Below are 26,382 nucleotides of genomic sequence, written 5' to 3'. Positions count from 1 at the left end.
CCCTGACCTGCGAACACACCCGGAGGGCATAACCGCAGGTCAGAGCATATGACAACGGTGTTCAACACCGGCTTGCGCATACCCCCCACCCGTAGTTCACTCATGGCCGTAGGAGATTTTTTCCGTCGACCGGGAGGCGCTCTCATGGGGGCTGGGCACGACCACGGGCATACACACGGCGGGCCGGTGCCCACCGGCACCGCCGCCAATGCCTACAAGGTGCGGCTGCGCATCGCACTGTCGATCACCCTGTCCGTGATGGTCGTCGAGATCGTCGGCGGCATCCTCGCCGACTCCCTGGCCCTGATCGCCGACGCCGCGCACATGGCGACGGACGCGGTCGGACTCGCGATGGCCCTGCTGGCGATCCACTTCGCCAACCGGCCCGCGAGCGGGAACCGCACCTTCGGCTTCGCCCGCGCCGAGATCCTCGCGGCGCTCGCCAACTGTCTGCTGCTGCTCGGCGTCGGCGGCTATCTGCTGTACGAGGCGATCGAGCGGTTCATCGAACCGGCCGAGACCAAGGGCGGTGTGGCCATCGCCTTCGCGCTCGTGGGCCTGGTCGCCAACATGGTCTCCCTCTCGCTGCTGATGAAGGGCCAGAAGGAGAGCCTCAATGTGCGCGGCGCCTATCTGGAGGTGCTGGCGGACGCGCTGGGCTCGGTGACGGTCCTGGTCTCGGCCGGGATCATCCTGGCCACCGGCTGGCAGGCGGCGGACCCGATCGCCTCGCTGGTGATCGGCCTGATGATCGTGCCGCGCACGCTCAAGCTGCTGCGCGAGACGCTCGACGTACTCCTGGAGGCGGCGCCCAAGGGCGTGGACATGGCGGAGGTACGGGCCCACATACTGGCGCTGCCCGGTGTGGAGGACATCCACGATCTGCACGCCTGGACCATCACGTCCGGGATGCCGGTGCTCTCGGCGCATGTGGTGGTGGCCCAGGAAGTGCTGGACTCCATGGGGCACGAGAAGATGCTCCACGATCTCCAGGGCTGCCTCGGCGACCACTTCGACGTGGAGCACTGCACCTTCCAGCTGGAGCCCAGCGGTCACGCCGCCCACGAGGCGAAGCTCTGCCACTGACGGCCAAGGCCCGTCGCCGTCGCCGCCGATCACCGTCACCGGCCGCTGTTAGGCTGAGAAGGTCGTACGCGTGTATGACGTGGTGTGAGAGGAGCTGAGGTTGATGACCGTCGCGGTGAGGGCTGCCCAGCGCAGCGCCCGGATCAGCATCGACCTCAGCTTCCGGGCCTTCGGCTGACCTGACGTCACACGTCGGCCGGGGCCCGCTTCACCAAAGGGTTTCCCACGTTGTCCGACAACGCTTCCGTACACGCCTTCTTCACCCTGCACCACGGTCTTCCGCGGCAGGGTCCCGGTTCCGACGACACCACCCGCCGTCTGCTCTCGCTCTGCGGTCCGCTGCCGCGGCGGCCGCGCGTCCTCGACCTGGGCTGCGGCCCGGGCCGCAGCGCGCTGCTGCTCGCCGAGGAGGCGGGTGCGCGGGTGACGGCGGTGGATCTGCACGAGCCGTTCCTCGACGAGCTGCGGCGGGCCGCGGCCGACCGCGGGCTCGGTGACGCCGTCACCGCTGTCAACGCCGACATGGGCGAACTGCCCTACGAGGATGGTTCCTTCGACCTGATCTGGGCGGAGAGCTCGGTCTACTCGATCGGTTTCGACACCGCCCTGCGCTCCTGGCGCCGGCTGCTCGCACCCGGCGGGATCCTCGTGGTCACCGAGTGCGAATGGACCGTCCCCGACGCGGGGCCGGACGCCCGCGCGTTCTGGGACGCGCACTACTCCCTGCGGACGACCGCCGAGAACACCGCGGCGGCGGTCGACGCCGGCTACCACGTCCTCGGCGTGGTGGGGCAGCCGGAGTCCGACTGGGACGCGTACTACCGTCCGCTCGGCGCACGTGCCGACGCCACCGACCCGGCGGCGCCCGGCATGGCCGAGGCCCTCGCCGCGACCCGCGCGGAGATCGCCATGCGCCGCGACCACGGCGCCGAGTACGGCTACACCGGTTATGTCCTGCGCCGCCGCGACGACCGGTGGCGCACCCGTCCGGAGACCGTCGCGGACATCGGCGCCGTACGCCTGGTCAACGCGGCCGCGTTCCCGACGCCGGAGGAGGCCGCCCTCGTCGACGCCCTGCGCGCCGACGAGTCGGCCTGGCTGCCGGGTCTTTCGTACGTGGCCGAGGCTCCCCCTACGCCCTGCGGCGTGGGGGGACCCCCAGACGGCACGGTCGCCGCGTACGCCCTGATCACCCGCTGCCGGGTGGACGGGGCTCCGGCGGCGGCGCTGGCGCCGGTGTCGGTGGCCCCGGCCCATCAGCGCACCGGCGCCGGGCAGGCGGTGGTCCGGGCGGTGCTTGACGCGGCGCGGCTCGCGGGTGAGCGGCTGGTGCTGGTCCTCGGACATCCGGACTACTACCCGAGGTTCGGCTTCACTCCGGCGTCCCGCTTCGGCATTCTGGCGCCGTTCGAGGTCCCGGACGAGGCCATGATGGCGCTCGCGCTCGAGGTGGCCGGGCGTGGTTCCGGGCCGCTGCCCACGGGAACGATCACCTATCCGGCGGCCTTCGGCGTCTGACCGTGTGCCCCCGCGTCGCGCTGCGGCGCGGCGCGGGGGGGACATGCCCGGCAGGCCAAGTACGGACAAGCCGGTTTTGTGCGGCAGACTGAGATGGCCCGACAGGGCCGAGGACCGATGCGAAGGATGGGTATGCCGACCACACCAGCCCCCGTGGCACACAGCTCGTCGTCGAACGGAACGCAGCCGTCCAACGGGACGGATCCGTCGATCATGCTCGAACTGGTCGACGAGGACGGCAACACCATCGGAACGGCGGAGAAGCTCGCCGCCCATCAGGCGCCGGGGCAGCTGCACCGGGCGTTCTCCGTGTTTCTCTTCGACGAGTCCGGGCGGCTGCTGCTGCAGCGGCGTGCGCTGGGCAAGTACCACTCCCCCGGCGTCTGGTCGAACACCTGCTGCGGGCACCCGTACCCCGGCGAGGCGCCGTTCGCGGCGGCCGCGCGGCGTACGTACGAGGAGCTCGGGGTCTCGCCGACGCTGCTCGCCGAGGCGGGCACGGTCCGCTACAACCACCCCGACCCGGCGTCGGGGCTGGTGGAGCAGGAGTTCAACCACCTCTTCGTGGGCATGGTGCAGGCTCCGCTGCGGCCGGACCCGGAGGAGGTGGAGGAGACCGCGTTCGTGACGGCCGAGGAGCTGGCCGAGCGGCATGCCTCCGCGCCGTTCTCCGCGTGGTTCATGACCGTCCTGGACGCGGCGCGTCCGGCGGTCAAGGAGCTGACGGGGCAGACGGGGGGCTGGTGATCCCGTAGACCGGGGGCGACAGGGGCAGTGCGGCCCAGATGATCTTTCCGCCGCTCGCGGTGTGCTCGACGTCGCACGCCCCGCCCGCCTCCAGGGCGATCTCCCGCACCAGCAGCAGCCCCCGGCCGCCGGTGCGGGCGTCGTCCGCCTCCAGTGCCTTGGGCCGGTAGGGGTGGTTGTCCTCGACGGAGACCCGGATCCACTCGGGGCCGATCGCCACCTCGACCCCGATCTGCGGGGAGAGCAGGGCCGCGTGTTTCACGGCGTTGGTGACCAGCTCGGAGACGATCAGCAGCAGCCCCTGGACGAGGTCGTCGTGGGCGGGGACGCGCTGACGGTTCAGCAGGTCGCGTACGGCGTGCCGGGCCTGCGGCACCGAGACGTCGACCGCGGGGGCGGTGAAGCGCCAGACCCCTTCGTACGACGGTGGCCGGGCGGGGATGCTCCCGCGGCTCTCCATAGTCCGGCTCCCACCCTCGTGCTCGATTGTCGCCACGAATCGAGTCTTGGGAATGAGCTGGTCCGGACCGACCTAGTGACCAGAAGTCGACACGTATCGATGCTTTCTGACCGGACGTGTGTGGCAGCGCCAGTTCTGCGACTGGTTCTGCTCTGCGTGTGATGGCTTCGAGGTCTGTTCGGCGACCAGGCTGACGATACGACGGCCGCCGATGCCGGTGGCCGGCGGACCGGGCCCGTCGTGGTCGGGGCGGGCATACGCGCCTGCTCGCGACGCCCCCCTGCGACCCTTCCGATCGTGCGGGCGACCTGCCCGGATAGCATCCGGCGCATGCAGCTGGAACACAGTGTCGCGGACGGCGTCGCCACGGTCGTCATCAACAACCCCGCCAAGCGCAACGCCATGACCGCGGACATGTGGCGGGCGCTGCCCGCGCTCCTCGGCACGCTCGCCGAGGACCGCTTGGTACGGGCCCTGGTCCTGACCGGCGCCGGTACGACCTTCTGCGCCGGGGCCGACATCTCCACGCTGCGGGAGCCCGGCGACGAGCAGCAGGCCCTCGCCGTGGGGGCCGAGGAGGCGCTGGCCGCCTTCCCCAAGCCGACCATCGCCGCCGTGCGCGGCTACTGCGTGGGCGGCGGCAGCCAGCTGGCCGCCGCGTGCGACCTGCGGTTCGCCGAGGAGGGCGCGCTGTTCGGGATCACCCCGGCCAAGCTCGGCATCGTCTACCCGTCCTCCTCCACCCGCCGCCTGGTGGCCCTGGTCGGCCCGTCGACCGCCAAGTACCTCCTCTTCTCGGGCGAGTTGATCGACACCGGGCGGGCGCTGCGCACCGGTCTGGTGGACGAGGTGCTGCCCGCCGGTGAACTGGACAAGCGGGTGGTGGAGTTCACCCGCGTCCTGGTGGCGCGCTCGCTGCTGACGCAGGCCGCGGCGAAGGAGTTCGCCGACGGCCGCACCGACCGGGACGCGCACTGGGCGCAGCGGGCGCGGGGCAGCGGCGACACCGCGGAGGGGGTCGCCGCCTTCCTGGAGCGCAGGTCGCCGCGCTTCACCTACGACGGCTGAACCAGCCCCGCGGCCTCGGGCTGCTGGGCCAGCTCGCGCCAGTAGGCGACCACCTCGGCCGGGGCCTTCTCCGGTGAGCCCGCGTCGTACGGCGGCTGGGGGTCGTACTCGGTCAGCAGCTGGACGATCTGGGCCGTCCGCTCGCCCGCGATCCGGCCCAGCAGGTGCAGCGCCATGTCGATGCCGGCGGAGACACCGGCGGCCGTGACGTACTTCCCGTCGAAGACGACCCGCTCGCCGGTCGCCTCGGTGCCCTTGGCGGCGAGCTCCTCCAGCGAGAGCCAGTGGCAGGTGGCCCGGCGGCCCTTGAGCAGCCCCGCGGCGGCGAGGACAAGTGAGCCGGTGCAGACCGACGTCGTCCAGGTGCTGGTGGCGTCCGCCGCGCGCAGCCAGCCAAGGATCTCCTCGTCCCCCATGGCCGGCCAGGTGCCGGGACCGCCGGGCACCAGCACGATGTCGGGGCGCGGCACCTCGGCGAGGGTCTTGTCGGCGACCAGCGCGAGACTGCGCTGATCGCCCCGGACGGGCCCGGTCTCCTTGGCGACGAACACGGTCTCGGCGCCGGGCAGCCGGCCGAGCAGCTCGTAGGCGCCGACGGCGTCGAGGACGGTGAAGTCGTCGTACAGGAGGATGGCGATCTGCATGCCAGTTTCCCTTTCGGTGGGCCGGGCCGCGGTCGACGGGCCGGCGGTACGGGTGCGGGCGGGTGCGTGGGGTGGTGGGCCGGCCGCGGTCGGCGGGCGGCGTTACGGGTGCGGGGGCACGGGTGCGTGGTACGGGGTGGTGGAGCCGACGCGGTCAGCGGCCGGCGGCACGGGGTGGTGGAGCCGGCCCGGATCAGCGGGCCGGCTGTACGGGTGCGTGGAAGCGGCGGCGGTAGTCGGCCGGGGCCGTGTCCATCGCCTTGACGAAGGCGCGCCGCATCGCCTCGGCGGTGCCGTAGCCCGCGGCCCGCGCGACCTCCTGGACGCCGTCGGCCGACTCCTCCAGGAGGCGGCGTGCGTGCTCCAGGCGTACCCGGTCGACGTAGCGGCCCGGGGTCGTGCCGGTCTCCGCCTGGAACGCGCGGGCGAAGTGCCGGGGTGAGAGCCGGGCGCGGGCGGCGAGCGCCTCCACGGACAGGTCCGCCTCGGGATGGTCGGCGATCCAGGCCTGGAGCTCGCGCAGCGGTTCACGCTTCGCGGTCTGGGCGGCGAGCTGGGCGCTGAACTGCGCCTGGTTGCCCGGGCGGCGCAGGAACACCACCAGCGCGCGGGCGATGGTGAGCGCGGCGTCCCGGCCCAGGTCCTCCTCGACCAGGGCGAGCGCCAGGTCGATCCCGGCGGTGACCCCGGCGGAGGTGGCGACGTTCCCGTCCCGGACGAAGATCGGGTCGGGCTCGACGGTCACCTCGGGGTAGTGCCGGGCCAGATGGTCGCAGGCGTACCAGTGCGTGGTCGCCCGCCGGCCGTCGAGCAACCCGGCCTCGGCGAGCAGCAGCGAGCCGGTGCACACCGAGACGAGCCGGGTGGCGCGCGGGCCGTTGTCCCGCAGCCAGTCGATCAGGCGCGGGTCGGGGACGCGGGTGCCGTCGCCGCCGGGAACCAGCAGGGTGTGCGGCCGGCCGGCCTGCGCCAGCGTGGAGTCGGGCAGCATGCGCAGCCCGCTCTGGGTGCGCACGGGCCCGCCGTCGAGCGAGGCGGTACGGATCGGATAGGCGTCCCCGGAGCCGGCGAGCTGCCCGGCACCCGCGAACACCTCCACCGGTCCGGTGACATCCAGGCTCTGCACGCCGTCGAAGAGGACGACGAGGACGGGTCGCTTCGTCATGACCCTCATCCTTCGCCGGGGCGCACTGTGGCCGCAATGACGAAGACCCCACCTTTCCTGCCATGCGGGAACACCCGCGCCGCGCGTCCCGGCGGCAGCCCGGCCACCACCTGCCCCCGGCAGGGTTTCGGGAAGGGGCGGGGTGGGGGACAAACCGCCCCCGGGTCGCCGTCCGACTACGTACCGCCCCCGCATTCCCTCCGTACCGACCAGTCGGTAACGTGCCGTCCATGACTTCTCTGCCCGCACGTGCCGGACGCCGCTGCCACAACGTCCTCAACCCGCTGCACTCGACGCACTACTTCTCCCCCGACTGCGACCGCGAATTCGCCGCCCTCGGCATCACCGACGGCGCCGCCGCCCGGCTCGCCGCCCGTAGCGCCGCTCTCGGGGCCGTCGGTCCCGGCACCGTCGCCGCCGCCTTCTACAACTACAACCACGCCCTGCTGGCCCAGCACCTGCCCGCCGTCTGGCGCGCGGCCTCCCCCGAGCAGGTCCTTGAGGCACGGCTGCGGGTCGTCGACGCCACCTTGCGGCGGCTCCTCGGCGACGCCGTGGACTCCGCCGAGATGAAGGAGGCCGCCCGCCTGGCGCTGACCGCCGCCGAGGCGTGCGGCCGGCACGCCCGGCCGCTGTACTCCGCCCACGCCGACCTGCCGGTGCCCGAGCAGCCGCATCTCGCCTACTGGCACGCGGCCACCCTGCTGCGCGAACACCGCGGCGACGGCCATCTCGCGGCGCTGCTGACCGTCGGGCTCGACCCGCTGGAGGCCCTGGTCAGCCACACCGCCACCGGCAAGGGCATGTCACCGCGCTGGGTGCTCGGCTCCCGCGGCTGGCGGCGCGCGGACTGGGAGGCGGCCGCGGGACGGCTGCGCGAGCGCGGGCTGCTCGACGCAGACGGCGAGTTGACCGAGGACGGCACCGCGCTGCGCGCCGCGCTCGAGGACCACACCGACCGGCTGGACGCGGCGCCCTACGAGCACCTCGGCGCGGCCGGTGTGGCACGGCTGACCGAGCTCGGCCGGGGCTTCCTGGAGCGGGCGCTTGCGGCGGGCGCGTTTCCGGCCGACCTGACCGGAAAGAGCTGAGCTGCGCCGCGCGGCGGGGGCGGTTGCGGCGCTCGGGGCGGCGAACCGGCAGAATGCAGGCGCAAGCTTGAGGCACGAGAAGGCGAGTCGGGACACGTGACGACGTCCATCGAAGGCAGGATCGCCGAGGAGCTCGGCGTACGCGAGCGACAGGTGAGGGCGGCCGTCGAGCTGCTCGACGGCGGTTCGACCGTGCCGTTCATCGCGCGCTACCGCAAGGAAGCGACCGAGATGCTCGACGACGCGCAGCTGCGCACGCTCGAGGAACGGCTGCGCTATCTGCGGGAGCTGGAGGACCGGCGGACCGCCATCCTCGACTCCGTACGCGAGCAGGGCAAGCTGACGGCCGAGGTGGAGGCCCAGCTCCGGGCCGCCGACACCAAGGCGCGGCTGGAGGACATCTACCTGCCCTTCAAGCCCAAGCGCCGCACCAAGGCGCAGATCGCGCGCGAGGCGGGTCTGGAACCGCTGGCCGAGGGGCTGCTCGGCGATCCGTCCGTGGAGCCGGCCGCCGCGGCGGCCGCGTTCGTCGACCCCGCCAAGGGCGTCGCCGATCCGCAGGCCGCCCTGGACGGCGCCCGGGCGATCCTCGCCGAGCGTTTCTCCGAGGACGCCGACCTCATCGGGGAGCTGCGCGAGCGGATGTGGGGCCGGGGCCGGCTGGTGGCCAAGGTCCGGGACGGGAAGGAGGAGGCCGGCGCCAAGTTCGCCGACTACTTCGACTTCGCGGAGGGCTTCACCCAGCTCCCCTCGCACCGGATCCTCGCGATGCTCCGCGGCGAGAAGGAGGACGTCCTCTCCCTGGAGCTGGAGCCGGAGACCCCCGCCGAGAACGGCGGCCCCTCCACGTACGAGGGCCTGGTCGCCCGGCGCTTCGGCGTCGCCGACCGGGGCCGGCCGGGCGACCCGTGGCTGCTGGACACGGTCCGCTGGGCCTGGCGCACCCGGATCCTGGTCCACCTCGGCATCGATCTGCGGCTGCGGCTGCGCACGGCGGCCGAGGACGAGGCGGTCCGCGTCTTCGCGGCGAACCTGCGCGACCTGCTGCTGGCCGCCCCGGCCGGGACGCGGGCGACGCTCGGCCTCGACCCCGGTTTCCGTACGGGCGTGAAGGTCGCCGTCGTCGACGCGACGGGCAAGGTCGTCGCCACCGACACGATCTACCCGCACGTGCCCGCCAACAAGTGGGACGAGGCGCTCGCCAAGCTGGCGCGGCTCGCGAAGGAGCACGCGGTCGAGCTGGTCGCCATCGGCAACGGCACCGCCTCCCGGGAGACGGACAAGCTCGCCGCCGACCTGATCGCCCGCCACCCCGAGCTCGGCCTGACCAAGGTGATGGTGTCGGAGGCGGGCGCGTCGGTGTACTCGGCGTCCGCGTTCGCCTCCCAGGAGCTCCCCGGGCTCGACGTGTCCCTGCGCGGCGCCGTCTCCATCGCGCGCCGCCTGCAGGACCCGCTCGCCGAACTGGTCAAGATCGACCCCAAGTCGATCGGCGTCGGCCAGTACCAGCACGACCTGTCCGAGGTGAAGCTGTCCCGCTCCCTCGACGCGGTCGTCGAGGACTGTGTGAACGGCGTCGGCGTCGACGTCAACACCGCCTCCGCGCCGCTGCTTTCGCGGGTGTCCGGCATCGGCGCGGGACTCGCCGAGAACATCGTGGCGCACCGGGACGCCAACGGCCCGTTCCGCTCCCGCAAGGCCCTCAAGGACGTGCCGCGGCTCGGCCCGAAGGCGTACGAGCAGTGTGCGGGCTTCCTGCGGATCCGCGGCGGGGACGACCCGCTGGACGGGTCCAGCGTGCACCCCGAGGCGTACCCGGTGGTGCGGCGGATGGTGAAGACGACGGGCGGCGAGGTCGCCTCGCTGATCGGCAACACGGGCGTACTGCGCTCGCTGCGCGCAGACGACTTCGTCGACGAGACCTTCGGTCTGCCGACCGTCACCGACATCCTGCGCGAGCTGGAGAAGCCGGGCCGCGACCCGCGTCCGGCGTTCCGCACGGCCACCTTCAAGGAGGGCGTGGAGAAGATCGGCGACCTCTCCTCCGGGATGGTCCTCGAAGGCGTGGTGACCAATGTGGCGGCGTTCGGCGCGTTCGTCGACATCGGTGTGCACCAGGACGGGCTGGTCCATGTGTCGGCGATGTCGAAGACCTTCGTCAAGGACCCGCGGGACGTGGTGAAGCCGGGCGACGTGGTGAAGGTGAAGGTCCTCGACGTCGACGTGCCGCGCAAGCGGATCTCGCTGACCCTGCGCCTGGACGACGAGGCGGGCGACCAGGCGCCTCCGAAGCGTGAGCGGGAGCGCGGCGGCCGTCCGCCGCAGCAGCGGCAGGGCGGTGGCGGCGGCCGGGACCGGGACCGCCGGCAGGGCGGCCAGGGCCGTGGCGGCCAGGGCGCACCGGCGCCCGCGAACAGCGCGATGGCGGACGCCCTGCGCAAGGCAGGGCTGCTGGACCCGAAGGGCCGTAAGTAGCGGACAGAGGGGCGGGTGGGGTGGCGGCATGCGGTGCCGGCGCCCCACCCGCCGTTCGTTCCGGCCGACGTGCGGGCCGCCCCGGGCTGTGTGACGCTGGCCGCGTCACCGGATCGGACGAGGCGCGGAAGGCGTGAGGTCATGAACCAGATCGGAGACAAGCCCGAAGAGGTCCGCAAGCACCTCGAGGAGGAGAAGCGGGGGGCTCGCCGCAAGGAGCGCAAGCACGGCGAGCGGGCCGCGCAGCCCGTGGACCCCGCCCGGCCTCGCAGGCCGGACGAGGAGACGTACGAAGAGAAGGACCGCCCGTAGGGGCGGCCCCCCGTTCAGGGCTCGGTGACCCAGGTCAGAGCTCGGTGACCTTGCCGGCCGCCACCTCGACGCGGCGCGTGGTGTGCACGGCGTCCAGCATCCGCCGGTCGTGGGTGACCAGGAGCAGGGTGCCGGTGTACGCGTCGAGGGCGGACTCCAGCTGTTCGATGGCCGGCAGGTCGAGGTGGTTCGTCGGCTCGTCGAGGACGAGCAGATTGACGCCCCTGCCCTGGAGGAGCGCGAGCGCGGCGCGGGTGCGCTCACCCGGTGAGAGGGTGGTGGCCGGGCGCAGCACGTGCTCGGCCTTGAGGCCGAACTTGGCCAGCAGCGTGCGCACCTCGGCCGGTTCGGTGTCGGGGACGGCGGCGCAGAACGCGTCGAGCAGCGACTCGGCGCCCAGGAACAGCCCGCGGGCCTGGTCGACCTCGCCGACGACGACGCCCGAGCCGAGCGCGGCGTGGCCCGCGTCGAGCGGCAGACGGCCGAGGAGGGCGCCCAGCAGCGTGGACTTGCCCGCGCCGTTGGCGCCGGTGATGGCGACCCGGTCGGCCCAGTCGATCTGGAGCGAGGCCGGGCCGAAGCGGAATCCGCCGCGGTGGATCTCGGCGTCCCTGAGCGTGGCGACGACGGTGCCGGAGCGCGGCGCGGCGGCGATCTCCATCCGCAGCTCCCACTCCTTGCGGGGCTCCTCGACGGTGTCCAGGCGTTCGATCATGCGCTGGGTCTGGCGGGCCTTGGCGGCCTGCTTCTCGCTGGCCTCGCTGCGGAACTTCCGGCCGAGCTTGTCGTTGTCCCCGGCCTTGCGGCGGGCGTTCTTGACGCCCTTGTCCATCCAGGAGCGCTGCATCTGGGCGCGGCCTTCGAGGGCGGCCTTCTTGTCGGCGTACTCCTCGTAGTCCTCGCGGGCGTGCCGACGGGCGGTCTCCCGCTCCTCCAGGTAGGCGTCGTAGCCGCCGCCGTAGAGGGTGATCCGCTGCTGGGCGAGATCGAGCTCCAGGACCTTGGTGACCGTACGGCTGAGGAATTCGCGGTCGTGGCTGATGACGACGGTCCCGGCGCGCAGGCCGCGGACGAACCCTTCGAGCCGCTCAAGGCCGTCGAGGTCGAGGTCGTTGGTGGGCTCGTCCAGGAGGAAGACGTCGTAGCGCGACAGCAGCAGCGAGGCGAGTCCGGCGCGGGCGGCCTGCCCGCCGGAGAGCGAGGTCATCGGCTGGTCGAGGCCGACGGTGAGGCCGAGGGAGGCGGCGACCTCGTCGGCGCGCTCGTCGAGGTCGGCGCCGCCGAGGTTCAGCCAGCGCTCCAGGCTGACGGCGTACGCGTCGTCGGCGCCGGGCGCGCCGTCGACCAGGCCCTGGGTGGCCTCGTCCATGGCGGCCTGGGCGGCGGCCACGCCGGTGCGCCGGGCGAGGAAGGCGCGCACGCTCTCCCCGGCGCGGCGCTCCGGCTCCTGGGGGAGGTGGCCGACGGTGGCGGCGGGCGGGGAGAGCCGCAGCTCGCCCTGTTCGGGGGTGTCGAGCCCGGCGAGCAGCCGCAGCAGGGTCGACTTTCCGGCGCCGTTGACACCGACGAGGCCGATCACGTCGCCGGGGGCGACGACGAGGTCGAGGCCGGAGAAGAGCGAGCGCTCGCCGTGGCCGGCGGCGAGGTCCTTGGCGACGAGGGTTGCAGTCATCAGGCCTCGCATCCTAAGCCAGGTTTCCGGGGGTGCCCGGGCCGGGATTCGGTTAGCGTCCGGGCATGAGCGGCGAGGTGGTCGTGGTGGGCGGCGGGGTCGTCGGGCTGACGACGGCGGTGACGCTGGCGGAGCGCGGGCTGCGGGTGAGCGTGTGGAGCAGGGACCCGCTCCTCGCGACGACGTCGGCGGTGGCGGGGGCGCTGTGGTGGCCGTACCGCATCGAGCCGCAGGAGCGGGCGGGCGCCTGGGCGCTGGTGTCGCTGCGGGTGTACGAGCGGCTGGCGGGGCTCGATCCGGCGGTGACGGGCGTACGGATGGTGCCGGGGGTGCACGAGGGGGTGCTGCTGGGCGGGCTCGGGGCGTGGGCGGGCCAGGTGGCGGGGCTCCGGCAGCTGACCGGTGACGAGGTGCCCGGCCCGTCGTCGACGGGCCTGTCGGCCCGGCTGCCGCTCATCGACATGCCGGTGCACCTGGCCTGGCTGCGGGCCCGGCTGGAGGCGGCGGGCGGCGAGGTGCGCGCCCGTACGGCCGGCTCGCTGGCCGAGGCGGCGGCCGCGGCGCCGGTGGTGGTGAACTGCACGGGCCTCGCCGCGCGGGAGCTGGTGCCGGATCCTGGACTGCGGCCGGTGCGGGGCCAGTTGGTGCTGGTGGAGAACCCGGGTGTGGAGGAGTGGTTCACCTCGGCCGACTCGGCGGCGAGCACGACGACGTACTTCTTCCCGCAGCCGGGGCGGCTGATCCTCGGCGGCACCGTGGAGGAGGGCGACGAGGACCTGACGGCCCACGAGGAGAGCGCCGCGGCGATCGTGGCGCGCTGCGCGCTGATCCGCCCGGAGATCGCGGATGCCCGGATCCTCGGCCACCGGGTGGGCCTGCGCCCGGCCCGGGCGGGCGGAGTCCGCATCACCGCGGAGCGGCTGCCGGGCGGGCGGCTGCTGGTGCACAACTACGGCCACGGTGGCGCGGGGGTCACGGTGGCGTGGGGCTGCGCGGAGGAGACGGCGGCGCTGGTGGGTTGAGCGCGGGGTGGCGGGGGCCGCGGGGCCCGGGAACCGGGACCGCGGCCTCCGGCCGCCTCTTAGTTGTTCTCCTCCGCGGCGATGATCGCGTCGATGCGGCGCTGGAGCTGGTCCGCCTGGGCGTAGGTGGCGCGGGCCTCGGCGTAGGCGCCGAGGTTCTGCAGCTGGGCGGCCCTGCGGCGGAGGTCGGCGACCTGCTGGCGCATCTCGTCGATGTTGACGGTGATGGAGCCGACGGTCTGGGTGCGCTCCAGGGTGTCGGGGGCGGCCTGGAAGCCGCCGGCGCCGAGGAAGGTGCCGCCGGCGATGGCGGCGGTGACGGCGAAGGTCGTCAGAAGCGACGCATGGGTGTTACTCCAACTTCCGGGTCGCGGAGACCCGTTGGGGTGCGGTCAGTACCGGTCGGTAACTTTAACCCAGAAGATCAACTTCCGACGACCGGGGACCTCGCCCCCTCCGGCCCGGTGCCCGTATCGGGCCCTACGCCCGGCCCGATACGCAGCTCGAAGTCGCCGTCGTACCTCTCGTGGCCCGCGATCACGGCGAGTTCGACGACCTCCTCCCCCATCTCACCGCGCACGATGAGCGGGTCGTGGCGCAGATCGCGCATGAGCGCCACGCACATCCCCGCCATGACGAGCACGAACGGGGCGGCGACGAGGATCGTCAGGTTCTGCAGTCCGGCCAGCGCGTCGCCCTGGCCGTTGCCGACCAGCAGCATGACCGCCGCGACCGCACCGGTCACCACACCCCAGAAGACGACGACGAACCGACCCGGCTCCAGGGCCCCCCTCTGGGAGAGCGTGCCCATCACGATGGACGCGGCGTCGGCGCCGGAGACGAAGAAGATCCCGACGAGGACCATCACGAGCAGGCTCATCGCCGTGGCCCAGGGGTACTGCTGGAGCACCGCGAACAGCTGGCCTTCCGGCGAGGCCTCGTCACCGAGGCGCGAGCGCTCCTGGAGGTGCATCGCCGTACCGCCGAAGACCGCGAACCAGCAGAGACTGACCGTGCTCGGCACGAGGATCACTCCGCCGACAAACTGACGGATCGTACGGCCGCGGCTGATCCGGGCGATGAACATGCCGACGAACGGCGTCCAGGAGATCCACCACGCCCAGTAGAAGACCGTCCAGCTGCCCAGCCAGTCGGCGACCCCTTCACCGCTGGAGGCCTCGGTGCGGCCGGCCAGCTGCGGCAGCTCGCCGAAGTAGGTGGCGATCGACGTGGGCAGCAGGTCGAGGACGAGGATGGTCGGCCCGACGACGAACACGAACACGGCCAGGATCAGCGCGAGCACCATGTTGATGTTGGACAGCCACTGGATGCCCTTCTCGACCCCGGAGACCGCCGAGACCACGAAGGCGACGGTGAGGACGGCGATGATGCCGACGAGGAGGCCGGTGCCCACCGTGTCCAGCCAGCCCAGTTCGATCGCCCCGCTGCCGATCTGGAGCGCGCCGAGGCCGAGGGAGGCCGCGGAGCCGAAGAGGGTGGCGAAGATGGCCAGGATGTCGATGACCCGGCCGCCGGCGCCCCGCGCGTGGCGCTCGCCGATGAGGGGTTCGAAGACGGCGCTGATGGTCTGGCGCCGACGGCGCCGGAAGGTGCTGTAGGCGATGCCGAGTCCGACGACGGCGTAGATCGCCCACGGGTGGAGCGTCCAGTGGAAGAGCGTGGTGGCCATGGCGGTCTCCATGGCCTGGGCGGGGTCGGTGGGGGTGGTCCCGGGCGGCGGTTTGGTGAAGTGCGCGAGGGGTTCGCTGACGCCGTAGAACATCAGGCCGATGCCCATGCCGGCGCTGAACATCATGGCGACCCAGGAGACCGTACGGAACTCCGGCGGCTCGCCTTCGTTGCCCAGCGGGATCCGTCCGTAGCGGCTGATGGCGAGCCAGAGCGCGAAGACCACGAACCCGGAGGCGGCGAGGACGAACGCCCAGCCGCCGTTGTGGATGAGCCCGGACAGCATGCTGCTGGAGACGGTGTGCAGGGCGTCCGTGGCGATGGCTCCCCACAGGACGAAGGCGAGCGTCAGGGCGGCGGTCACGCCGAAGACCACCCGGTCCGTCGAGGAGCGGGCCCCGGTGTGGGGCGAGCCGGGAAGGTCCGCCGTCACCAGCGGGCCCTTCCGGCCGTGCGGGTCCTTCCGGCCGTACGGCGGCGGTTCACCATCCGACTCGTGCGGCTCGCGCGACTCATGTGACACAGAGGCACCTTTCAGGTGATACCGGGGATTTTTCCCCGGTATCACCTGTTACCACAGGTGGTGGCGAACTCCCGGGATCAACAGGCCTGGACGGCCTGACCCGTTGTGAGGTGGTAGGCCGCACGCGCATCGAGCAGGAGCGGCACCAGCGCCCGCTGGGACTGCCGCAGCGGTACGAACACACCGCCCGGCACAGGCCGCACCGCCACCCCGTGCAGCGCCAGCTCGTCCTTGAACTCGTCGTACTGGCCACGGTCCAGGCGGTAGCCGCACGGCGGGTCCTGAAGGACCTCGGCGGGCTCGGCCGGGTCGTTGTCGGCGCCGCCCAGATACACCGGCCCCCGGTCGGCGAAACCGGCCAGCCGGGCCGCGCCGGTCGCCGCCTCGATCCGGCCACGACGGCCCTCGACGTAGCCGAAAGCGCCCTCCAGCGCGGCGCGTTGGGTGTCCACCCGGCGCCGGTGGTTGAGCGCCGGGTCCCTGCTCTCCGCCTCCGTCAGCGCCTCGACCCGGGTCTCGACGAGCAGACCGACCGCGTGCTTGAGCCCCGCCGTGTTACGCAGGATGCGTTCCTGGCCGTCACCCGCGACCTGCTTGAGCGGCTCCCCCGTCACCGGGTCGGTCCAGATGCCGTACACACCGCTGCTGAAGCCCGCCCCCTCGGCCGCGGGCCGGACATGACGCTCCGACAGCGTCCGCGCCTCGTCGTGAACGTGGCCGTCCGTGTTGAGGTTGCGCGGCCACAGCGCCAGCAGGTCCTTGTCGTAGTACGGCGACGTGCCGCCGTACTCGTGCAGGTCGTAGATCACGTCGGGCCGCCGGTCCCGGATCACCGCCGCCAGCGCCCGGCCCTCCGCCGTCTTCAGGGCGATGTGGTCGCGGTTGATGTCGACACCGTCGGCATTGCCCCGGGTGTCCGCCGCCCGCCCGTCGGGGTTTGCCGTCGGCACCACCAGAACCGTCGTACGGGCCAGGAAACTCCGGGTCTTCGGGTCCTGGGCGTAGCCGAGGTCCCGTACGGTGCTCAGACACGCCTCCCGGCCGGACGGCTCGTCACCGTGCTGGCTGCAGATCAGCAGCATCGTGTTCGCCGTGCGGCCCGAGCCGATGGTGAGCAGCTGCAGCGGCCTGCCCTGGACAGTGGTGCCGATGGTCCGGGCCGACACCCGGTCACTGCCGCGGTCCACGGCGGCCAGGAACTCCCACTCCTCCGGCTGGCTGGTCCAGCGCGCACCGCCGGAGGTCTCGAAGCCGGTGCGGGGCGGCGCGACCGCACGGTCCTCGGCGGCGGCCTGCGCCGGGGCGCCGAGCAGCGGCAGGGCGAGCGCGGCGGAGGTGACGGCGAGAACGAGGGCGCGGATACGGGGTCTCATCGCGGGAAGCCTCCAGGGATCGGACGGATCAGGCGCGGCACGGTCACACCCGTCGACCGCGCCGCGGGCGGGGCGGCGTCGGCCAACGGGCCAGAGGTGGCCCGGACGAACGAGAACGCGCCGCCGACCAGCGGCAGCCTGGCCGAGGTGCGGGCCAGGTCGAGGGTGAGGGTGGGCCGGGTGGCGGGAGCGTCGAGGAGGCCCCGGTCCGTACCGCCCACGATCAGCGCCAGACGGTGGCCGGCCGGGACGACATGGTCGGCCGACGCGAGGTCGAGGGTGAGGGTGTACGCCCGGCCGGGGGTCAGCGGGCGGCCCTTTGCGGGGTCGGCCCAGGTGCCGAGGTCGGCCCAGCCGCGGCTGACGACGCTGTACCCGACGTCGGCCGTCTTCGCCTTCGTCTCCTTGAAGCAGGCGCTGTCACCCGGGGTGCTCGCACCCCAGCAGGTGCGGTGGGCGAGAGTGATGATGCCTTCGCCGGAGGCGCCGTAGTCCCGGATGGTGTCCGGGCCCAGGTCGACCAGGACGGCGGACAGATGGGCGCTGGGGGTGCTGGGGGTGGCGGTGACCGTCACCTTCGAGGCCCCGGAGATCCGCAGGTCCCTGGCGAGCGGGCGGGTGAGGAACCCGGCCTTCGACGGGGTGGAGCGGTCTGCGGCGGCGGCCCAGTCCAGCTCGCCGAGCGCCGGATCGTCGGTGAACGTTTCGCTCGCGCCGGGCCGGGCCGGGGTCAGGGAGAGGGTGCCGACCCCGGCGGCCGCGCCGCGGCCCGGGCGGAGCGTGGTGGCGGCGGTGGCGCGCGGCGGCCAGACGCGGTCGGTGGTCCACCGGTCGGGGCTCCGCTCGATGTCGGCCATCGGCTCACGGTCGATGCCGTTGTCGATGCCGAGGAGGTAGTGGTCGAACCAGCGGTGCAGGGTGGTGACCCACTCGGCGCGCCGGAAGTCGAACGGGTCGACGTGCCCGGTCTGGGAGAGCCAGATCTTGCGCTCCACGCCGTGCCGGGCGAGCGCGTCCCACCACTGACCGTACTGCTTGGCGCGGACGTTGAGGTCCTGCTGCCCGTGCACGACGAAGACGCTCGCCCTCACCTTGTGGGCGTCCTTCACATGGTCCCGCTCGGTCCAGGCGGGGGTCCGGTCGCCGCTGTACGGCGTCCCGGCCGTGATCCGCTGCTGCACCGCCGCGCAACGCGCGTGCGCCTCAGGGCTGTTGACGTAATCGGAGAGCCAGCTGGGGTTGGCGTCGTAGAGCGGGGCGCCCTGGGAGTGGAAGTAGTCGTACCAGGAGGAGATCGCGCCGATCGGCACGATCGTCTTCAGGCCCTCGACGCCGGTGGCGGCGACGCCGTTGGCGATCGTGCCGTCCCAACTCTTGCCGATCATGCCGACGTCGCCGGTGGACCAGGCCGTGGCGCGGGCCGGCTCGGAGCCCGTACGGCTGGTGAAGGCGCGGGCACGCCCGTTCAGCCAGTCGACGACGGCCTTGGCGGACTGGACGTCGGAGCGGCCGCCGACGTCGTCGCAGCCGTCGGAGCGGTTGGTGCCGGCCAGGTCGACGGCGACGAAGGCGTAGCCGCGCGGGACGAAGTAGTTGTCGTAGTAGAGCGGGAACTGGACGGGCCGGCCGTCGGCGTCGTAGGTCTTCTTCTGGCTCTCGTTGCCCCGCCCGCAGCAGGCGTAGTACGGACTGGCGTCCATGATCACCGGGATGCGGCGGCCGCTCGCCGCCGGCTCGCGCGGCCGGACGATGTCGGCGGCGACCCGGTCCGTACGTCCGTCGCCGTCACCGTCGAGACCGGTGTCCACCCAGACGGACTCGCGGATGGCGTCGGCGTAGGAGTGGACAGGCTTGGACTCCCGGCCGGGTGAACGCTGATCGGGGGCCGGGGCGGGGAGCGCCGCGGGCGGTGTGACCGCCGTCGCGGGCGTGACAAGGACGGACATCAGGGCGGCCGCGGCCACCACCACGAGTGTTCTGCACGACAGCGGGGTTCTCCGCACGGATATCGGCATGGGCGGGAACGTACTGGAGTCAACTCCCGTGCAAAAGAGGGCAGTCAGCGGACCAACGCGACTGAAGGGACGCCCGGGGCGATGGTGGTTCATGTCCGCCAAATGGCGATCGTGTGACAGATGGGGCCATGGACATGACGTGATCCGAGAGGGCTGAATAGGGTCCAAGAGACGCCCAAGAGACCTGTTCACCTCATGACTTGGAGCCTTCCGTGCACCGCAGACTGATCGTCCCGAGCGCGCTCGCGGCCTCCCTGCTGCTGGCGATCCCGGCATCGGCCGCCGACTACGTCCCCGGCACCCCGGGCATCGGCGACGCCTACTACCCGGCCAGCGGCAACGGCGGATACGACGTGTCCCACTACGACCTGCGGCTGAAGTACCAGCCGGCGACCGATCTGCTGGAGGGCACGGCGACCCTCAACCTCACCACCAAGCAGAACCTCTCCCGCTTCAACCTCGACCTCGGCCTGAAGACCACCGAAGTACGCGTGGGCGGCAAGAAGGCGACGTTCAAGGCCACCGGCGACCACGAGCTGGAGATCACCCCGGCCACCCCGCTCGACAAGGGCAAGAGCGTCACGGTCGTCGTACGGTACGCCGGCAAGCCCTCCGAGCTGAAGATCGGCGGCTGGACGGCCTGGCACCGCACCCCCGACGGCGGCGTCGCCGCCCAGGAACCCGACTCGGCCGTCTGGTGGTTCCCCTCCAACGACCACCCGCTCGACAAGGCCACCTTCGACGTCTCCGTCTCCGTCCCGGACGGCACCCAGGCCATCAGCAACGGCACCCTCCAGTCGCAGTCCTCCCGGCTCGGCTGGACCCGCTACAACTGGCGCTCCAACAAGCCGCAGGCCACCTACCTCGCCACGCTCGCCATCGGCAAGTTCGACATCACCACCGACAGGACCGCGGGCGGTCTGCCGGTCCTCAACGCCTACAGCAAGGACCTCGGCGACAACGCCGGAGCCGCCCGCGCCTCCCTCGAGCGCACCACCGAGGTGGCCGAGTGGCTCGAGGAGATCTTCGGGCCCTACCCCTTCAACGCGCTCGGCGGCTACGTCCCCAACGTGACCAGCGGCTACGCCCTGGAGACCCAGACCCGGCCGTTCTACAGCCCGCGGCAGTTCGCGGGTGGCGCCAACGTGTCGGTGGTCGTGCACGAGCTGGCCCACCAGTGGTACGGCGACAGCGTCTCCGTCGACAACTGGAAGGACATCTGGATCAACGAGGGCTTCGCCCGCTACAGCCAGTGGCTGTGGTCCGAGAAGGAGGGCGAGGGCACCGCGCAAGAGCTCGCCGACTACGTGTACGCGCAGCGCGCGGCCGAGGACCCGTTCTGGACGGTCAAGCCGGGCGACCCGGGGCCGGACAAGCAGTTCGACATCGCCGTCTACGACCGGGGCGCGCTGGCCCTGCAGGCGCTGCGCAACAAGGTCGGCGACGAGGACTTCTTCGCGATCCTCAAGGGCTGGCCGACCGAGTACAAGTACGGCAACGCCAAGGTCTCCGACTTCGTGAAGTACGCCGAGCGGATCTCCGGCAAGCCGCTGGCCGGGCTCTTCGACACCTGGCTGTACCAGCCGGTGAAGCCGTCCGCGTCCACCGCCGCCCAGGCGAAGATCGCCCCGAAGGCGCGCGCGGCCTCCCCGTCCGGGGCGGTGGCGAAGCCGGCCAAGCCGAAGTCCTGGCAGAAGATCGCCGCGACGAACTCGATCCACGACCACGGCGACGAGCACGGCCACAGGCACTGAGCTCGGGCGACTCCGCGGCGCCGTCCGTCCCCCTCGGCGGGGCGGGCGGCGCCTTGCCGTCGCGCGGGGGGCCGGGGTGGCTTTGCTGAGAGCGCTCTCATCACGACGGGAAGCGGTTACCCTCTTCCCGTACTTCCCGTACGGACAAGGCCCGCGCCCGCCGTACGGTCCGTCCGCCGCCGTCCGACGAGGAGTGTCCGTTGCCCGAGCCGACCCCCGGGGCCCGTCCCACTCTGGAAGCCGTCGCGGCCCGCGCCGGGGTCTCCCGGGCGACGGCCTCCCGTGTCGTCAACGGCGGCGCGGGGGTACGCCGGCCCCTCGTGGAGAAGGTCAGCCGGGCCGTCGAGGAGCTCGGCTACGTCCCCAACCACGCGGCCCGCACCCTGGTCACCCGGCGCAACGGCGCCATCGCCGTGATCATCGCCGAACCGGAGTTCCGGGTCTTCTCCGATCCGTTCTTCGAGCAGCAGGTACGCGGCATCAGCCGGGAACTGACCGCCCACGACGCCCAGTTGGTGCTGCTGTGGGTGGAAGGCTCCGGCGACTACGAGCGGATCGCCCGCTACCTCGGCGGCGGCCATGTCGACGGGGCGCTCGCCTTCTCTCTCCACAACGACGACGAACTGCCCGCGGTCATCGCCCGGGCCAAGATCCCCACCGTGTTCGGCGGCCGGCCCGGCTGGCCGGGCGCCGGGGCCGGGCAGCAGGTGCCGTACGTCGACTGCGACAACCGCGGCGGCGCCCGCGAGGCCGTACGCCACCTCGTCGCCCTCGGCCGCACCCGCATCGCCCACATCGCCGGCCCACGCGACCAGACCTCGGCCCTCGACCGGATCGACGGATACCGCGACGCCCTGCTCGACGCGCCCGCGGGCGGCGGGCCGGGGCTGCTCGCCCAGGGCGACTTCACCGTCGACAGCGGGGCCCGTGCGATGGCCGAACTGCTGGAGCGCGCCCCCGACCTGGACGCGGTGTTCGCCGCCAACGACCTGATGGCGTCGGGGGCGTTGCGGGTGCTGCGCGAGCGGGGACGGCGGGTGCCGCAGGACGTGGCCGTGGTCGGCTTCGACGACATGACGCCGCTCGCCGAGTCCTGCGACCCTCCGCTGACGACGGTCCGTCAGGACATCGAGGGCATGGGCCGGTTGATGGTGAGGCTGCTGATGCGGGTGCTGGGGGACGGCACAGGACCGGGGGCGGACGGTGATGCGGACGAGCCCGGGGCGGGCGCCCCGGGCTCGGTGATCACGCCGACGCGGCTGGTGCGCCGGGCGTCCGCCTGACGGCCACCCGGCGACACCCGCCGTCATTGGTCAGCCGTCATCTGTCATCTGTCATCTGTCATCTGTCGTCCGCCATCGGTCATCGGTCATCGGTCATCGGTCATCCGTACGGGATGACCAGGACGGAACGGTCCGTCCCCGTCTGGAGCGTGGCCGTGCCGTTGCCGATGGCGTGCCACACCTCCAGGCGTACGGTGCCGCCCCGCAGGTCTCCCGGTGTGCCGGTGGCCGACTTCAGGCCGCGGGCCTGGTTGTACTCCTCCCAGCCGTGGACCGGGTCGGTGGCGAAGTAGTGGTACGTCTCCGTCCGGTCGAAGGTGCCGTCGCCGGTGTGGTCGTAGCTGATCCTGGCCTGCTGGCCGAGGCCGACGGTGGTGCCGGCGTCGACCTGGAGCCGGAAGGCGGTGGTGGCGCCGGGGGTGAGGGTGGCGTTCACGCCCTTGGCCTCGTAGACGAGGGGCCGGTGCGGGGTGCCGTCGTGGTTGGCGCCCTGGGCGGAGGCGAGGGTGTCGTTCACGGCCGTGGTTCCGGTGGTGGTGGTGAGGGTGCCGCCGGTGCGGAGCTGGAAGGTGTTGCCGGTGGACGGACCCGGCTCCCCCGGGTCGGTGGAGCCACTGCCCGTCTTCGTGGCGGTGGAGCGGGCGGGGACGGTGAGCTGGGTGCCGTCGGAGAAGGTGACCGTACGCGCGGTGGCCGCGTGGTTGTGGGCCGCGTACGTCCGCGCCGTTCCCTTGGTGAACACCGCCGATGTGGCGAGGTCACCGGTGACGGTCGCGTCGGGGGCGCCGAGCGTGTCGAGTGTGGTGATCCAGTGGTATGTGTGGGCCTTGGACTCGCCGGCCTCCGGGGTGTAGCCGGCGTGTCCCGCGTCCCACTTCGCCCGGGCGGCGGCCGGGTCGGCGAGGGACTGGAACTCCCAGAGGATGTCGCGCCATTCGACGGCGGGGCCGCCGTTCTCCCGTTCCAGTTCGGCGAGGTTGCGCCGGATCGCGGCCTTGTGGCGGGCGAGGTGGAGGGAGCCGCCCGCGGTGACGGGCAGGACGTTGATGCCGTGGATCTCCTCCGGGTTGGCGGTCCACCAGGTGGCGTAGGCGGCGCCGCTCCCCCACACCATGCCGGCCGTGTCATGGCCGAAGGAGCCGGGGAAGACCTGCTGGTCGGCGTCGAACCAGTACTGGGCGATCGCCTCGGACTCGGTGGTGAGCAGGTAGAGACCGAGATCGCGCAGTGCGGTGTCACCGGTCACGGAACCCCACAGGACGAGACCGGCGCTGAGGTTGGTGGACTCGGAGGAGGATTCCTGGTTGTTGCCGGCGGCGAAGCCCTGGTGTCCGGAGGCCCAGCTGTGGCCCGCGTACACGTCGAAGCCGCGCAGGAAGGGGAAGGCGGTGTCGGTCCTGCTGGGGTTGGCGGCGTCGCGGATCAGTGTCTTCACCATCCCGCCCCAGGCCTGGTCGGTGGCCCATGCCGGGTCGTACTGGGCGACGATGGCCGCCGCGTACACGTAGTACGAGTAGTGGAAGTGGTGGTCGTTGAGTTCGGTGTCGCTGCCGTAGGAGGCGGGGTAGCCGATGAGGGTCTTCCAGTTCTTGTCGTACGAGAACTCGTTCGCGCCGCCGGCCGTGAACCAGTCCTGGAGGCGACCCTTGAGCAGGCCGATCAGTCTGTCGCGGGTGGCGTGCTCGCCGATCTGGTCGGCGAGGGGGACGAGTTGGGCGAGCCGGCCGAGCGCCTTGCCGGTCCAGTAGGTGTCGGTGGCGCCGGCGAAGGGGTCGGCGGCGTTCGCGGCCTCGTTGAGGTGGGTGCGCAGCCGGGCCTGGTCGATGCCGGTGGTCTTCGGCAGGGCGGGCAGTACGGCCGCGGCCCGCTGGGTGGTGGTGAAGGTCCTCGCCGCCCTGACCTTCATGGTGCCGCGAGGGGAGACGTAGGTGTACGGGGTGAGCGGGTCGGTGGTGTGCAGCCACTGGTGGCGGTAGAGGGCCTGGAGGGTGCCGGTCTCGGTGCCTTCCTGCGGCTGGGTGGTGAGGGTGTAGGTGGCCTTGACCGTGCCGCCGGTGGCCGTCCAGGTGGCCTTGGAGCCGGTGACGAAGGAGTACGCGTACGTCTTGTAGAAGGCGAGGGCGTCGGTGGAGGGGAGGACGGCGAGTGAGAAGTAGTCCTTGGTGCCGAGCCCGGCGGTGAGGGTGTCTCCGGCCACGGTCCAGTCGCTGCCGGTGGGTGCGAACAGCGCGTAGTGGTGGCCGGCGACGGTGATGCCCAGCACGTTGCCCTGGTCGGCGAAGACGGTCGGGGTGGTGGCGGTGGTGACGCGGGCGCTGCCGCCGGTGCCCTTGGCGTACACGAAGGGCAGGCCGTGGCCGATGGTGGTGCGCAGGGTGCGGGTGCCGTCGGACCAGTACGGTGTGACGGTCCAGTCGGACCAGGAGTCGGCCTTGGTGTCGGGGGAGTTGAGTCCGCTCAGGCCGAGGGTGAGGTCGCGTTTGTGGGCGTACTCGTACTGCCGTCCTTCGCCGACGATCGCGGGTGTGGTGGGGTGGCCGATGTCGAGGCCGTTGGCCGTGGCCTGGTAGGTCAGGGGGTGGCCGTACATCGGGGTGGAGTACGGGTTGTCGCCGTAGCGCTGGTAGGCGAGGGAGGACCACCAGTCGTTGGTGGGGACGGGGCGGCCCTGGGCGGCGGCGGTGAGTTTGGGGAGGACCGGGGCGCCGGTGTGGTTGGTGGGGCCGGAGGTTCCGGCGGGGCGGGTGTCGGAGTAACTGCCGGATCCGACGGGGATGGTGGCGGCGGCGGCCGGGGCCGCGGCGGGCCCGGTCAGTGCGGCGGCGGCCAGGGCGGTGGTCAGCAGGAACGCTGCGGTGGGGCGGGCGCGGGCTGGCATGGACGGCACCTCGAAGTCGTGGGGGAAAAGGGTGTCGAGAGCGCTCTCAGGTGCCGAGGAACGTAAAACTCCTGAAACACACCTGTCAATACGGCGCGTCGGAGCCGGAGTTGATCGAATAGTGGGGCTGTTGTGTGTTCGACTCTTGACGGGAGGAGGATCGGGGATGCACGCTCCAGACGCCATCGTGAGAGCGCTCTCACCCAGATCTCCCGGTGAAGGCACACCACTTCGCACCGCGTTCCCTCCCGTATCGAAGCCAAGGAGGCTTCCCATGCCCCTCGCCCGAGCCGCCAGAACGGCCGTCGCGGTCGTGCTCGGCGGAGCCCTGCTCGCCGCCTGTGGATCGGGGCCGTCAAGCGGCGCGTCCGACGGCGCGGGCGGCAAGGTCACCCTGACCGTCGACCTGTTCGGCTCGTTCGGATATCAGGAGGCCGGGCTCTACGCCGAGTACGAGAAGCTCCATCCGGGCGTCACCATCAAGCAGACCGACACCGAGGACGAGCAGGACTACTGGAAGTCGCTGCAGACCCGGCTCGCGGGCGGCGGCGGACTCGCCGACGTGCAGGCCGTCGAGGTCGGCCGTATCGCCTCCGTCACCCAGCAGCAGGCCGACAAGTTCGAGGACCTGAAGAAGTACGGCGCGGACGGCCTGAAGAACCAGTTCGCCGAGGCCAAGTGGTCGGCCGCCACCACCAAGGACGGCCGTGTGGTGGGCCTCGGCACCGACGTGGGCCCCGAGGCGATGTGCTACCGCACCGACCTGTTGCGCGAGGCCGGGCTGCCCACCGACCGTGACGTGCTGGCCCAGAAGTGGGCCACCTGGGACGGCTATCTCGCCCTCGGCAAGCAGTACAAGGCCAAGGCCCCCGCCAAGAGCGCCTGGCTGGACAGTGTCGGCAGCCTCTTCACAATCATGATCGGGCAGGAGAAGGAGCGCTATTACGACGCCTCCGGCGCCCTCGTCTACGAGAACAATCCCGCGGTGAAGGCGGCCTGGGACGCCTCCGTGCGGGCCGCCGGGGAGGACTTGAGCGCCAAGCTCGACCAGTGGTCGCCACAGTGGAACCAGGCCTTCTCCTCCGGCTCCTTCGCCACCCTCCCCTGCCCCGCCTGGATGCTCGGCTACATCAAGGGCCAGGCCGGTGACGCCGGCAAGGGCAAGTGGGACATCGCCAAGCTCCCCGGCGGCGCCGGGAACTGGGGCGGCTCCTATCTGACCGTGCCGCGCGCGGCCAAGCACAAGAAGGAGGCGTACCAGCTCATCCAGTGGCTCACCGCCCCCGAACAGCAGGCCAAGCTCTTCCGCAAGCAGGGCAACTTCCCCTCCGCGACCGGCGCCATCGCCGCCGTCGCGGACGCCACCGACCCGTACTTCTCCGGCGCGCCCATCGGCAAGATCTTCGGCGAGGCCGCCAAGGCCGCGCCCGTGCAGGTCCTCGGCGTCCACGACAAGAACGTCGCCGACCAGATCACCAACGCGCTGAGCGAGGTCGAACGCAAGGGCACCTCGTCCGACGAGGCCTGGTCGCATGCGAAGAAGGGCGTCGAGAACGCCACCGGCTGACCGGCGCGGGCGGGCCCGGCCATCGCGCGCCCGGCCCGCC

General features: G+C 72.2%; 20 protein-coding genes. 11 read left to right on the top strand and 9 right to left on the bottom strand.

From position 1 onward, the window contains the following. Nucleotides 1–144 precede the first annotated feature (144 nt). The 3 genes from ACZ7LT_RS14240 to idi all read left to right on the top strand — a co-directional run bounded on the left by ACZ7LT_RS14240 (nucleotide 145) and on the right by idi (nucleotide 3,351). On the top strand, nucleotides 145–1,086 hold the full coding sequence (locus ACZ7LT_RS14240; protein WP_471236294.1) for a cation diffusion facilitator family transporter: 942 nt from the start codon (nucleotides 145–147) through the stop codon (nucleotides 1,084–1,086). Nucleotides 1,087–1,314: 228 nt separating this feature from the next. After that, nucleotides 1,315–2,604 (top strand): GNAT family N-acetyltransferase, encoded by a 1,290-nt coding sequence (locus tag ACZ7LT_RS14235; protein WP_471236293.1) that lies wholly within the window; start codon nucleotides 1,315–1,317, stop codon nucleotides 2,602–2,604. 132 nt (nucleotides 2,605–2,736) lie between these two features. Further along, nucleotides 2,737–3,351 (top strand): isopentenyl-diphosphate Delta-isomerase, encoded by a 615-nt coding sequence (gene idi / locus ACZ7LT_RS14230; RefSeq protein WP_471236292.1) that lies wholly within the window; start codon nucleotides 2,737–2,739, stop codon nucleotides 3,349–3,351. On the opposite strand, the gene ACZ7LT_RS14225 is transcribed toward idi, so the two are convergent. Next, entirely contained in the window at nucleotides 3,317–3,811 is a 495-nt protein-coding gene (locus ACZ7LT_RS14225) for an ATP-binding protein (RefSeq protein ID WP_471236291.1), read from the bottom strand. The genes idi and ACZ7LT_RS14225 overlap by 35 nt on opposite strands. Before the next feature lie 330 nt (nucleotides 3,812–4,141). Here ACZ7LT_RS14225 and ACZ7LT_RS14220 point away from each other — a divergent pair, with 330 nt between their 5' ends. Further along, complete coding sequence (locus tag ACZ7LT_RS14220) at nucleotides 4,142–4,879, top strand: enoyl-CoA hydratase/isomerase family protein (RefSeq protein WP_471236290.1); 738 nt, start codon at nucleotides 4,142–4,144, stop codon at nucleotides 4,877–4,879. Here ACZ7LT_RS14220 and ACZ7LT_RS14215 read toward each other — a convergent pair. Together ACZ7LT_RS14215 and ACZ7LT_RS14210 are read right to left on the bottom strand one after the other, a co-directional pair. Continuing rightward, entirely contained in the window at nucleotides 4,867–5,523 is a 657-nt protein-coding gene (locus ACZ7LT_RS14215; RefSeq protein ID WP_471236289.1) for a DJ-1/PfpI family protein, read from the bottom strand. The two genes, ACZ7LT_RS14220 and ACZ7LT_RS14215, sit on opposite strands and share 13 nt — an antisense overlap. A gap of 193 nt (nucleotides 5,524–5,716) precedes the next feature. Then, nucleotides 5,717–6,688, bottom strand: coding sequence for a GlxA family transcriptional regulator (locus ACZ7LT_RS14210; RefSeq protein ID WP_471236288.1), 972 nt, complete (start codon nucleotides 6,686–6,688; stop codon nucleotides 5,717–5,719). Nucleotides 6,689–6,918: 230 nt separating this feature from the next. On the opposite strand from ACZ7LT_RS14210, the gene ACZ7LT_RS14205 reads away from it, so the two are divergent. From ACZ7LT_RS14205 to ACZ7LT_RS14195, 3 genes are all read left to right on the top strand, one after another. Next, complete coding sequence (locus ACZ7LT_RS14205) at nucleotides 6,919–7,779, top strand: SCO6745 family protein (protein ID WP_471236287.1); 861 nt, start codon at nucleotides 6,919–6,921, stop codon at nucleotides 7,777–7,779. 96 nt (nucleotides 7,780–7,875) lie between these two features. Continuing rightward, nucleotides 7,876–10,254 carry a Tex family protein gene (locus ACZ7LT_RS14200; RefSeq protein WP_471236286.1) on the top strand — a complete coding sequence of 793 codons (2,379 nt, stop codon included), beginning with the start codon at nucleotides 7,876–7,878 and terminating at the stop codon, nucleotides 10,252–10,254. Nucleotides 10,255–10,395: 141 nt separating this feature from the next. Beyond that, entirely contained in the window at nucleotides 10,396–10,566 is a 171-nt protein-coding gene (locus ACZ7LT_RS14195) for a hypothetical protein (protein ID WP_471236285.1), read from the top strand. Between the two features lie 34 nt (nucleotides 10,567–10,600). Here the strand turns inward: ACZ7LT_RS14195 and ACZ7LT_RS14190 are convergent, their stop codons facing one another. Next, nucleotides 10,601–12,238, bottom strand: a complete 1,638-nt coding sequence (locus ACZ7LT_RS14190; RefSeq protein WP_471236284.1) for an ABC-F family ATP-binding cassette domain-containing protein — start codon at nucleotides 12,236–12,238, stop codon at nucleotides 10,601–10,603. A 65-nt stretch (nucleotides 12,239–12,303) separates the two neighbouring features. On the opposite strand from ACZ7LT_RS14190, the gene ACZ7LT_RS14185 reads away from it, so the two are divergent. Then, entirely contained in the window at nucleotides 12,304–13,260 is a 957-nt protein-coding gene (locus ACZ7LT_RS14185) for an FAD-dependent oxidoreductase (protein ID WP_471236283.1), read from the top strand. Between the two features lie 59 nt (nucleotides 13,261–13,319). Here ACZ7LT_RS14185 and ACZ7LT_RS14180 read toward each other — a convergent pair whose 3' ends face one another. From ACZ7LT_RS14180 to ACZ7LT_RS14165, 4 genes are all read right to left on the bottom strand, one after another. Continuing rightward, the gene (locus ACZ7LT_RS14180) at nucleotides 13,320–13,466 is read right to left on the bottom strand and encodes a hypothetical protein (RefSeq protein WP_471236282.1); all 147 of its coding nucleotides are present in this window, start codon (nucleotides 13,464–13,466) and stop codon (nucleotides 13,320–13,322) included. A 218-nt stretch (nucleotides 13,467–13,684) separates the two neighbouring features. Continuing rightward, a complete protein-coding gene (locus ACZ7LT_RS14175; protein ID WP_471236360.1) occupies nucleotides 13,685–15,382 on the bottom strand; it encodes a BCCT family transporter in 1,698 nt (565 codons plus the stop codon). A gap of 167 nt (nucleotides 15,383–15,549) precedes the next feature. Next, nucleotides 15,550–16,845 carry a M14 family metallopeptidase gene (locus ACZ7LT_RS14170; RefSeq protein ID WP_471236281.1) on the bottom strand — a complete coding sequence of 432 codons (1,296 nt, stop codon included), beginning with the start codon at nucleotides 16,843–16,845 and terminating at the stop codon, nucleotides 15,550–15,552. Beyond that, nucleotides 16,842–18,860, bottom strand: coding sequence for a Xaa-Pro dipeptidyl-peptidase (locus ACZ7LT_RS14165; RefSeq protein ID WP_471236280.1), 2,019 nt, complete (start codon nucleotides 18,858–18,860; stop codon nucleotides 16,842–16,844). Before ACZ7LT_RS14165 ends, ACZ7LT_RS14170 begins: the two co-directional genes overlap by 4 nt. A gap of 212 nt (nucleotides 18,861–19,072) precedes the next feature. Here ACZ7LT_RS14165 and ACZ7LT_RS14160 point away from each other — a divergent pair, with 212 nt between their 5' ends. After that, nucleotides 19,073–20,614: a M1 family metallopeptidase gene (locus ACZ7LT_RS14160; RefSeq protein ID WP_471236279.1), complete on the top strand. Its 1,542-nt coding sequence runs from the start codon at nucleotides 19,073–19,075 to the stop codon at nucleotides 20,612–20,614. 200 nt (nucleotides 20,615–20,814) lie between these two features. Continuing rightward, on the top strand, nucleotides 20,815–21,897 hold the full coding sequence (locus tag ACZ7LT_RS14155) for a LacI family DNA-binding transcriptional regulator (RefSeq protein ID WP_471236278.1): 1,083 nt from the start codon (nucleotides 20,815–20,817) through the stop codon (nucleotides 21,895–21,897). Nucleotides 21,898–21,997: 100 nt separating this feature from the next. On the opposite strand, the gene ACZ7LT_RS14150 is transcribed toward ACZ7LT_RS14155, so the two are convergent. Beyond that, complete coding sequence (locus ACZ7LT_RS14150; RefSeq protein ID WP_471236277.1) at nucleotides 21,998–24,775, bottom strand: glycosyl hydrolase; 2,778 nt, start codon at nucleotides 24,773–24,775, stop codon at nucleotides 21,998–22,000. Between the two features lie 274 nt (nucleotides 24,776–25,049). Between ACZ7LT_RS14150 and ACZ7LT_RS14145 the strand changes: the two genes are divergently transcribed. Further along, nucleotides 25,050–26,342, top strand: coding sequence for an ABC transporter substrate-binding protein (locus tag ACZ7LT_RS14145; RefSeq protein ID WP_471236276.1), 1,293 nt, complete (start codon nucleotides 25,050–25,052; stop codon nucleotides 26,340–26,342). Nucleotides 26,343–26,382: the final 40 nt, after the last annotated feature.

Source organism: Streptomyces sp. NPDC039465 (assembly GCF_055639315.1).
The sequence above is the reverse complement of the archived record's forward strand: the minus strand, read 5'-3'. Positions and strand labels throughout refer to the sequence as shown.

What these genes read in the sequence shown, in the direction of transcription:
- ACZ7LT_RS14220 (WP_471236290.1), top strand. Translation starts at nt 4,142, where the DNA reads ATGCAGCTGGAACACAGTGTCGCGGACGGCGTCGCCACGGTCGTCATC.
- ACZ7LT_RS14185 (WP_471236283.1), top strand. Translation starts at nt 12,304, where the DNA reads ATGAGCGGCGAGGTGGTCGTGGTGGGCGGCGGGGTCGTCGGGCTGACG.
- ACZ7LT_RS14165 (WP_471236280.1), bottom strand. Translation starts at nt 18,860, where the DNA reads ATGCCGATATCCGTGCGGAGAACCCCGCTGTCGTGCAGAACACTCGTG.
- ACZ7LT_RS14180 (WP_471236282.1), bottom strand. Translation starts at nt 13,466, where the DNA reads ATGCGCCAGCAGGTCGCCGACCTCCGCCGCAGGGCCGCCCAGCTGCAG.
- ACZ7LT_RS14190 (WP_471236284.1), bottom strand. Translation starts at nt 12,238, where the DNA reads ATGACTGCAACCCTCGTCGCCAAGGACCTCGCCGCCGGCCACGGCGAG.
- idi (WP_471236292.1), top strand. Translation starts at nt 2,737, where the DNA reads ATGCCGACCACACCAGCCCCCGTGGCACACAGCTCGTCGTCGAACGGA.
- ACZ7LT_RS14170 (WP_471236281.1), bottom strand. Translation starts at nt 16,845, where the DNA reads ATGAGACCCCGTATCCGCGCCCTCGTTCTCGCCGTCACCTCCGCCGCG.
- ACZ7LT_RS14215 (WP_471236289.1), bottom strand. Translation starts at nt 5,523, where the DNA reads ATGCAGATCGCCATCCTCCTGTACGACGACTTCACCGTCCTCGACGCC.
- ACZ7LT_RS14150 (WP_471236277.1), bottom strand. Translation starts at nt 24,775, where the DNA reads ATGCCAGCCCGCGCCCGCCCCACCGCAGCGTTCCTGCTGACCACCGCC.
- ACZ7LT_RS14210 (WP_471236288.1), bottom strand. Translation starts at nt 6,688, where the DNA reads ATGACGAAGCGACCCGTCCTCGTCGTCCTCTTCGACGGCGTGCAGAGC.
- ACZ7LT_RS14225 (WP_471236291.1), bottom strand. Translation starts at nt 3,811, where the DNA reads ATGGAGAGCCGCGGGAGCATCCCCGCCCGGCCACCGTCGTACGAAGGG.
- ACZ7LT_RS14205 (WP_471236287.1), top strand. Translation starts at nt 6,919, where the DNA reads ATGACTTCTCTGCCCGCACGTGCCGGACGCCGCTGCCACAACGTCCTC.
- ACZ7LT_RS14195 (WP_471236285.1), top strand. Translation starts at nt 10,396, where the DNA reads ATGAACCAGATCGGAGACAAGCCCGAAGAGGTCCGCAAGCACCTCGAG.
- ACZ7LT_RS14240 (WP_471236294.1), top strand. Translation starts at nt 145, where the DNA reads ATGGGGGCTGGGCACGACCACGGGCATACACACGGCGGGCCGGTGCCC.
- ACZ7LT_RS14145 (WP_471236276.1), top strand. Translation starts at nt 25,050, where the DNA reads ATGCCCCTCGCCCGAGCCGCCAGAACGGCCGTCGCGGTCGTGCTCGGC.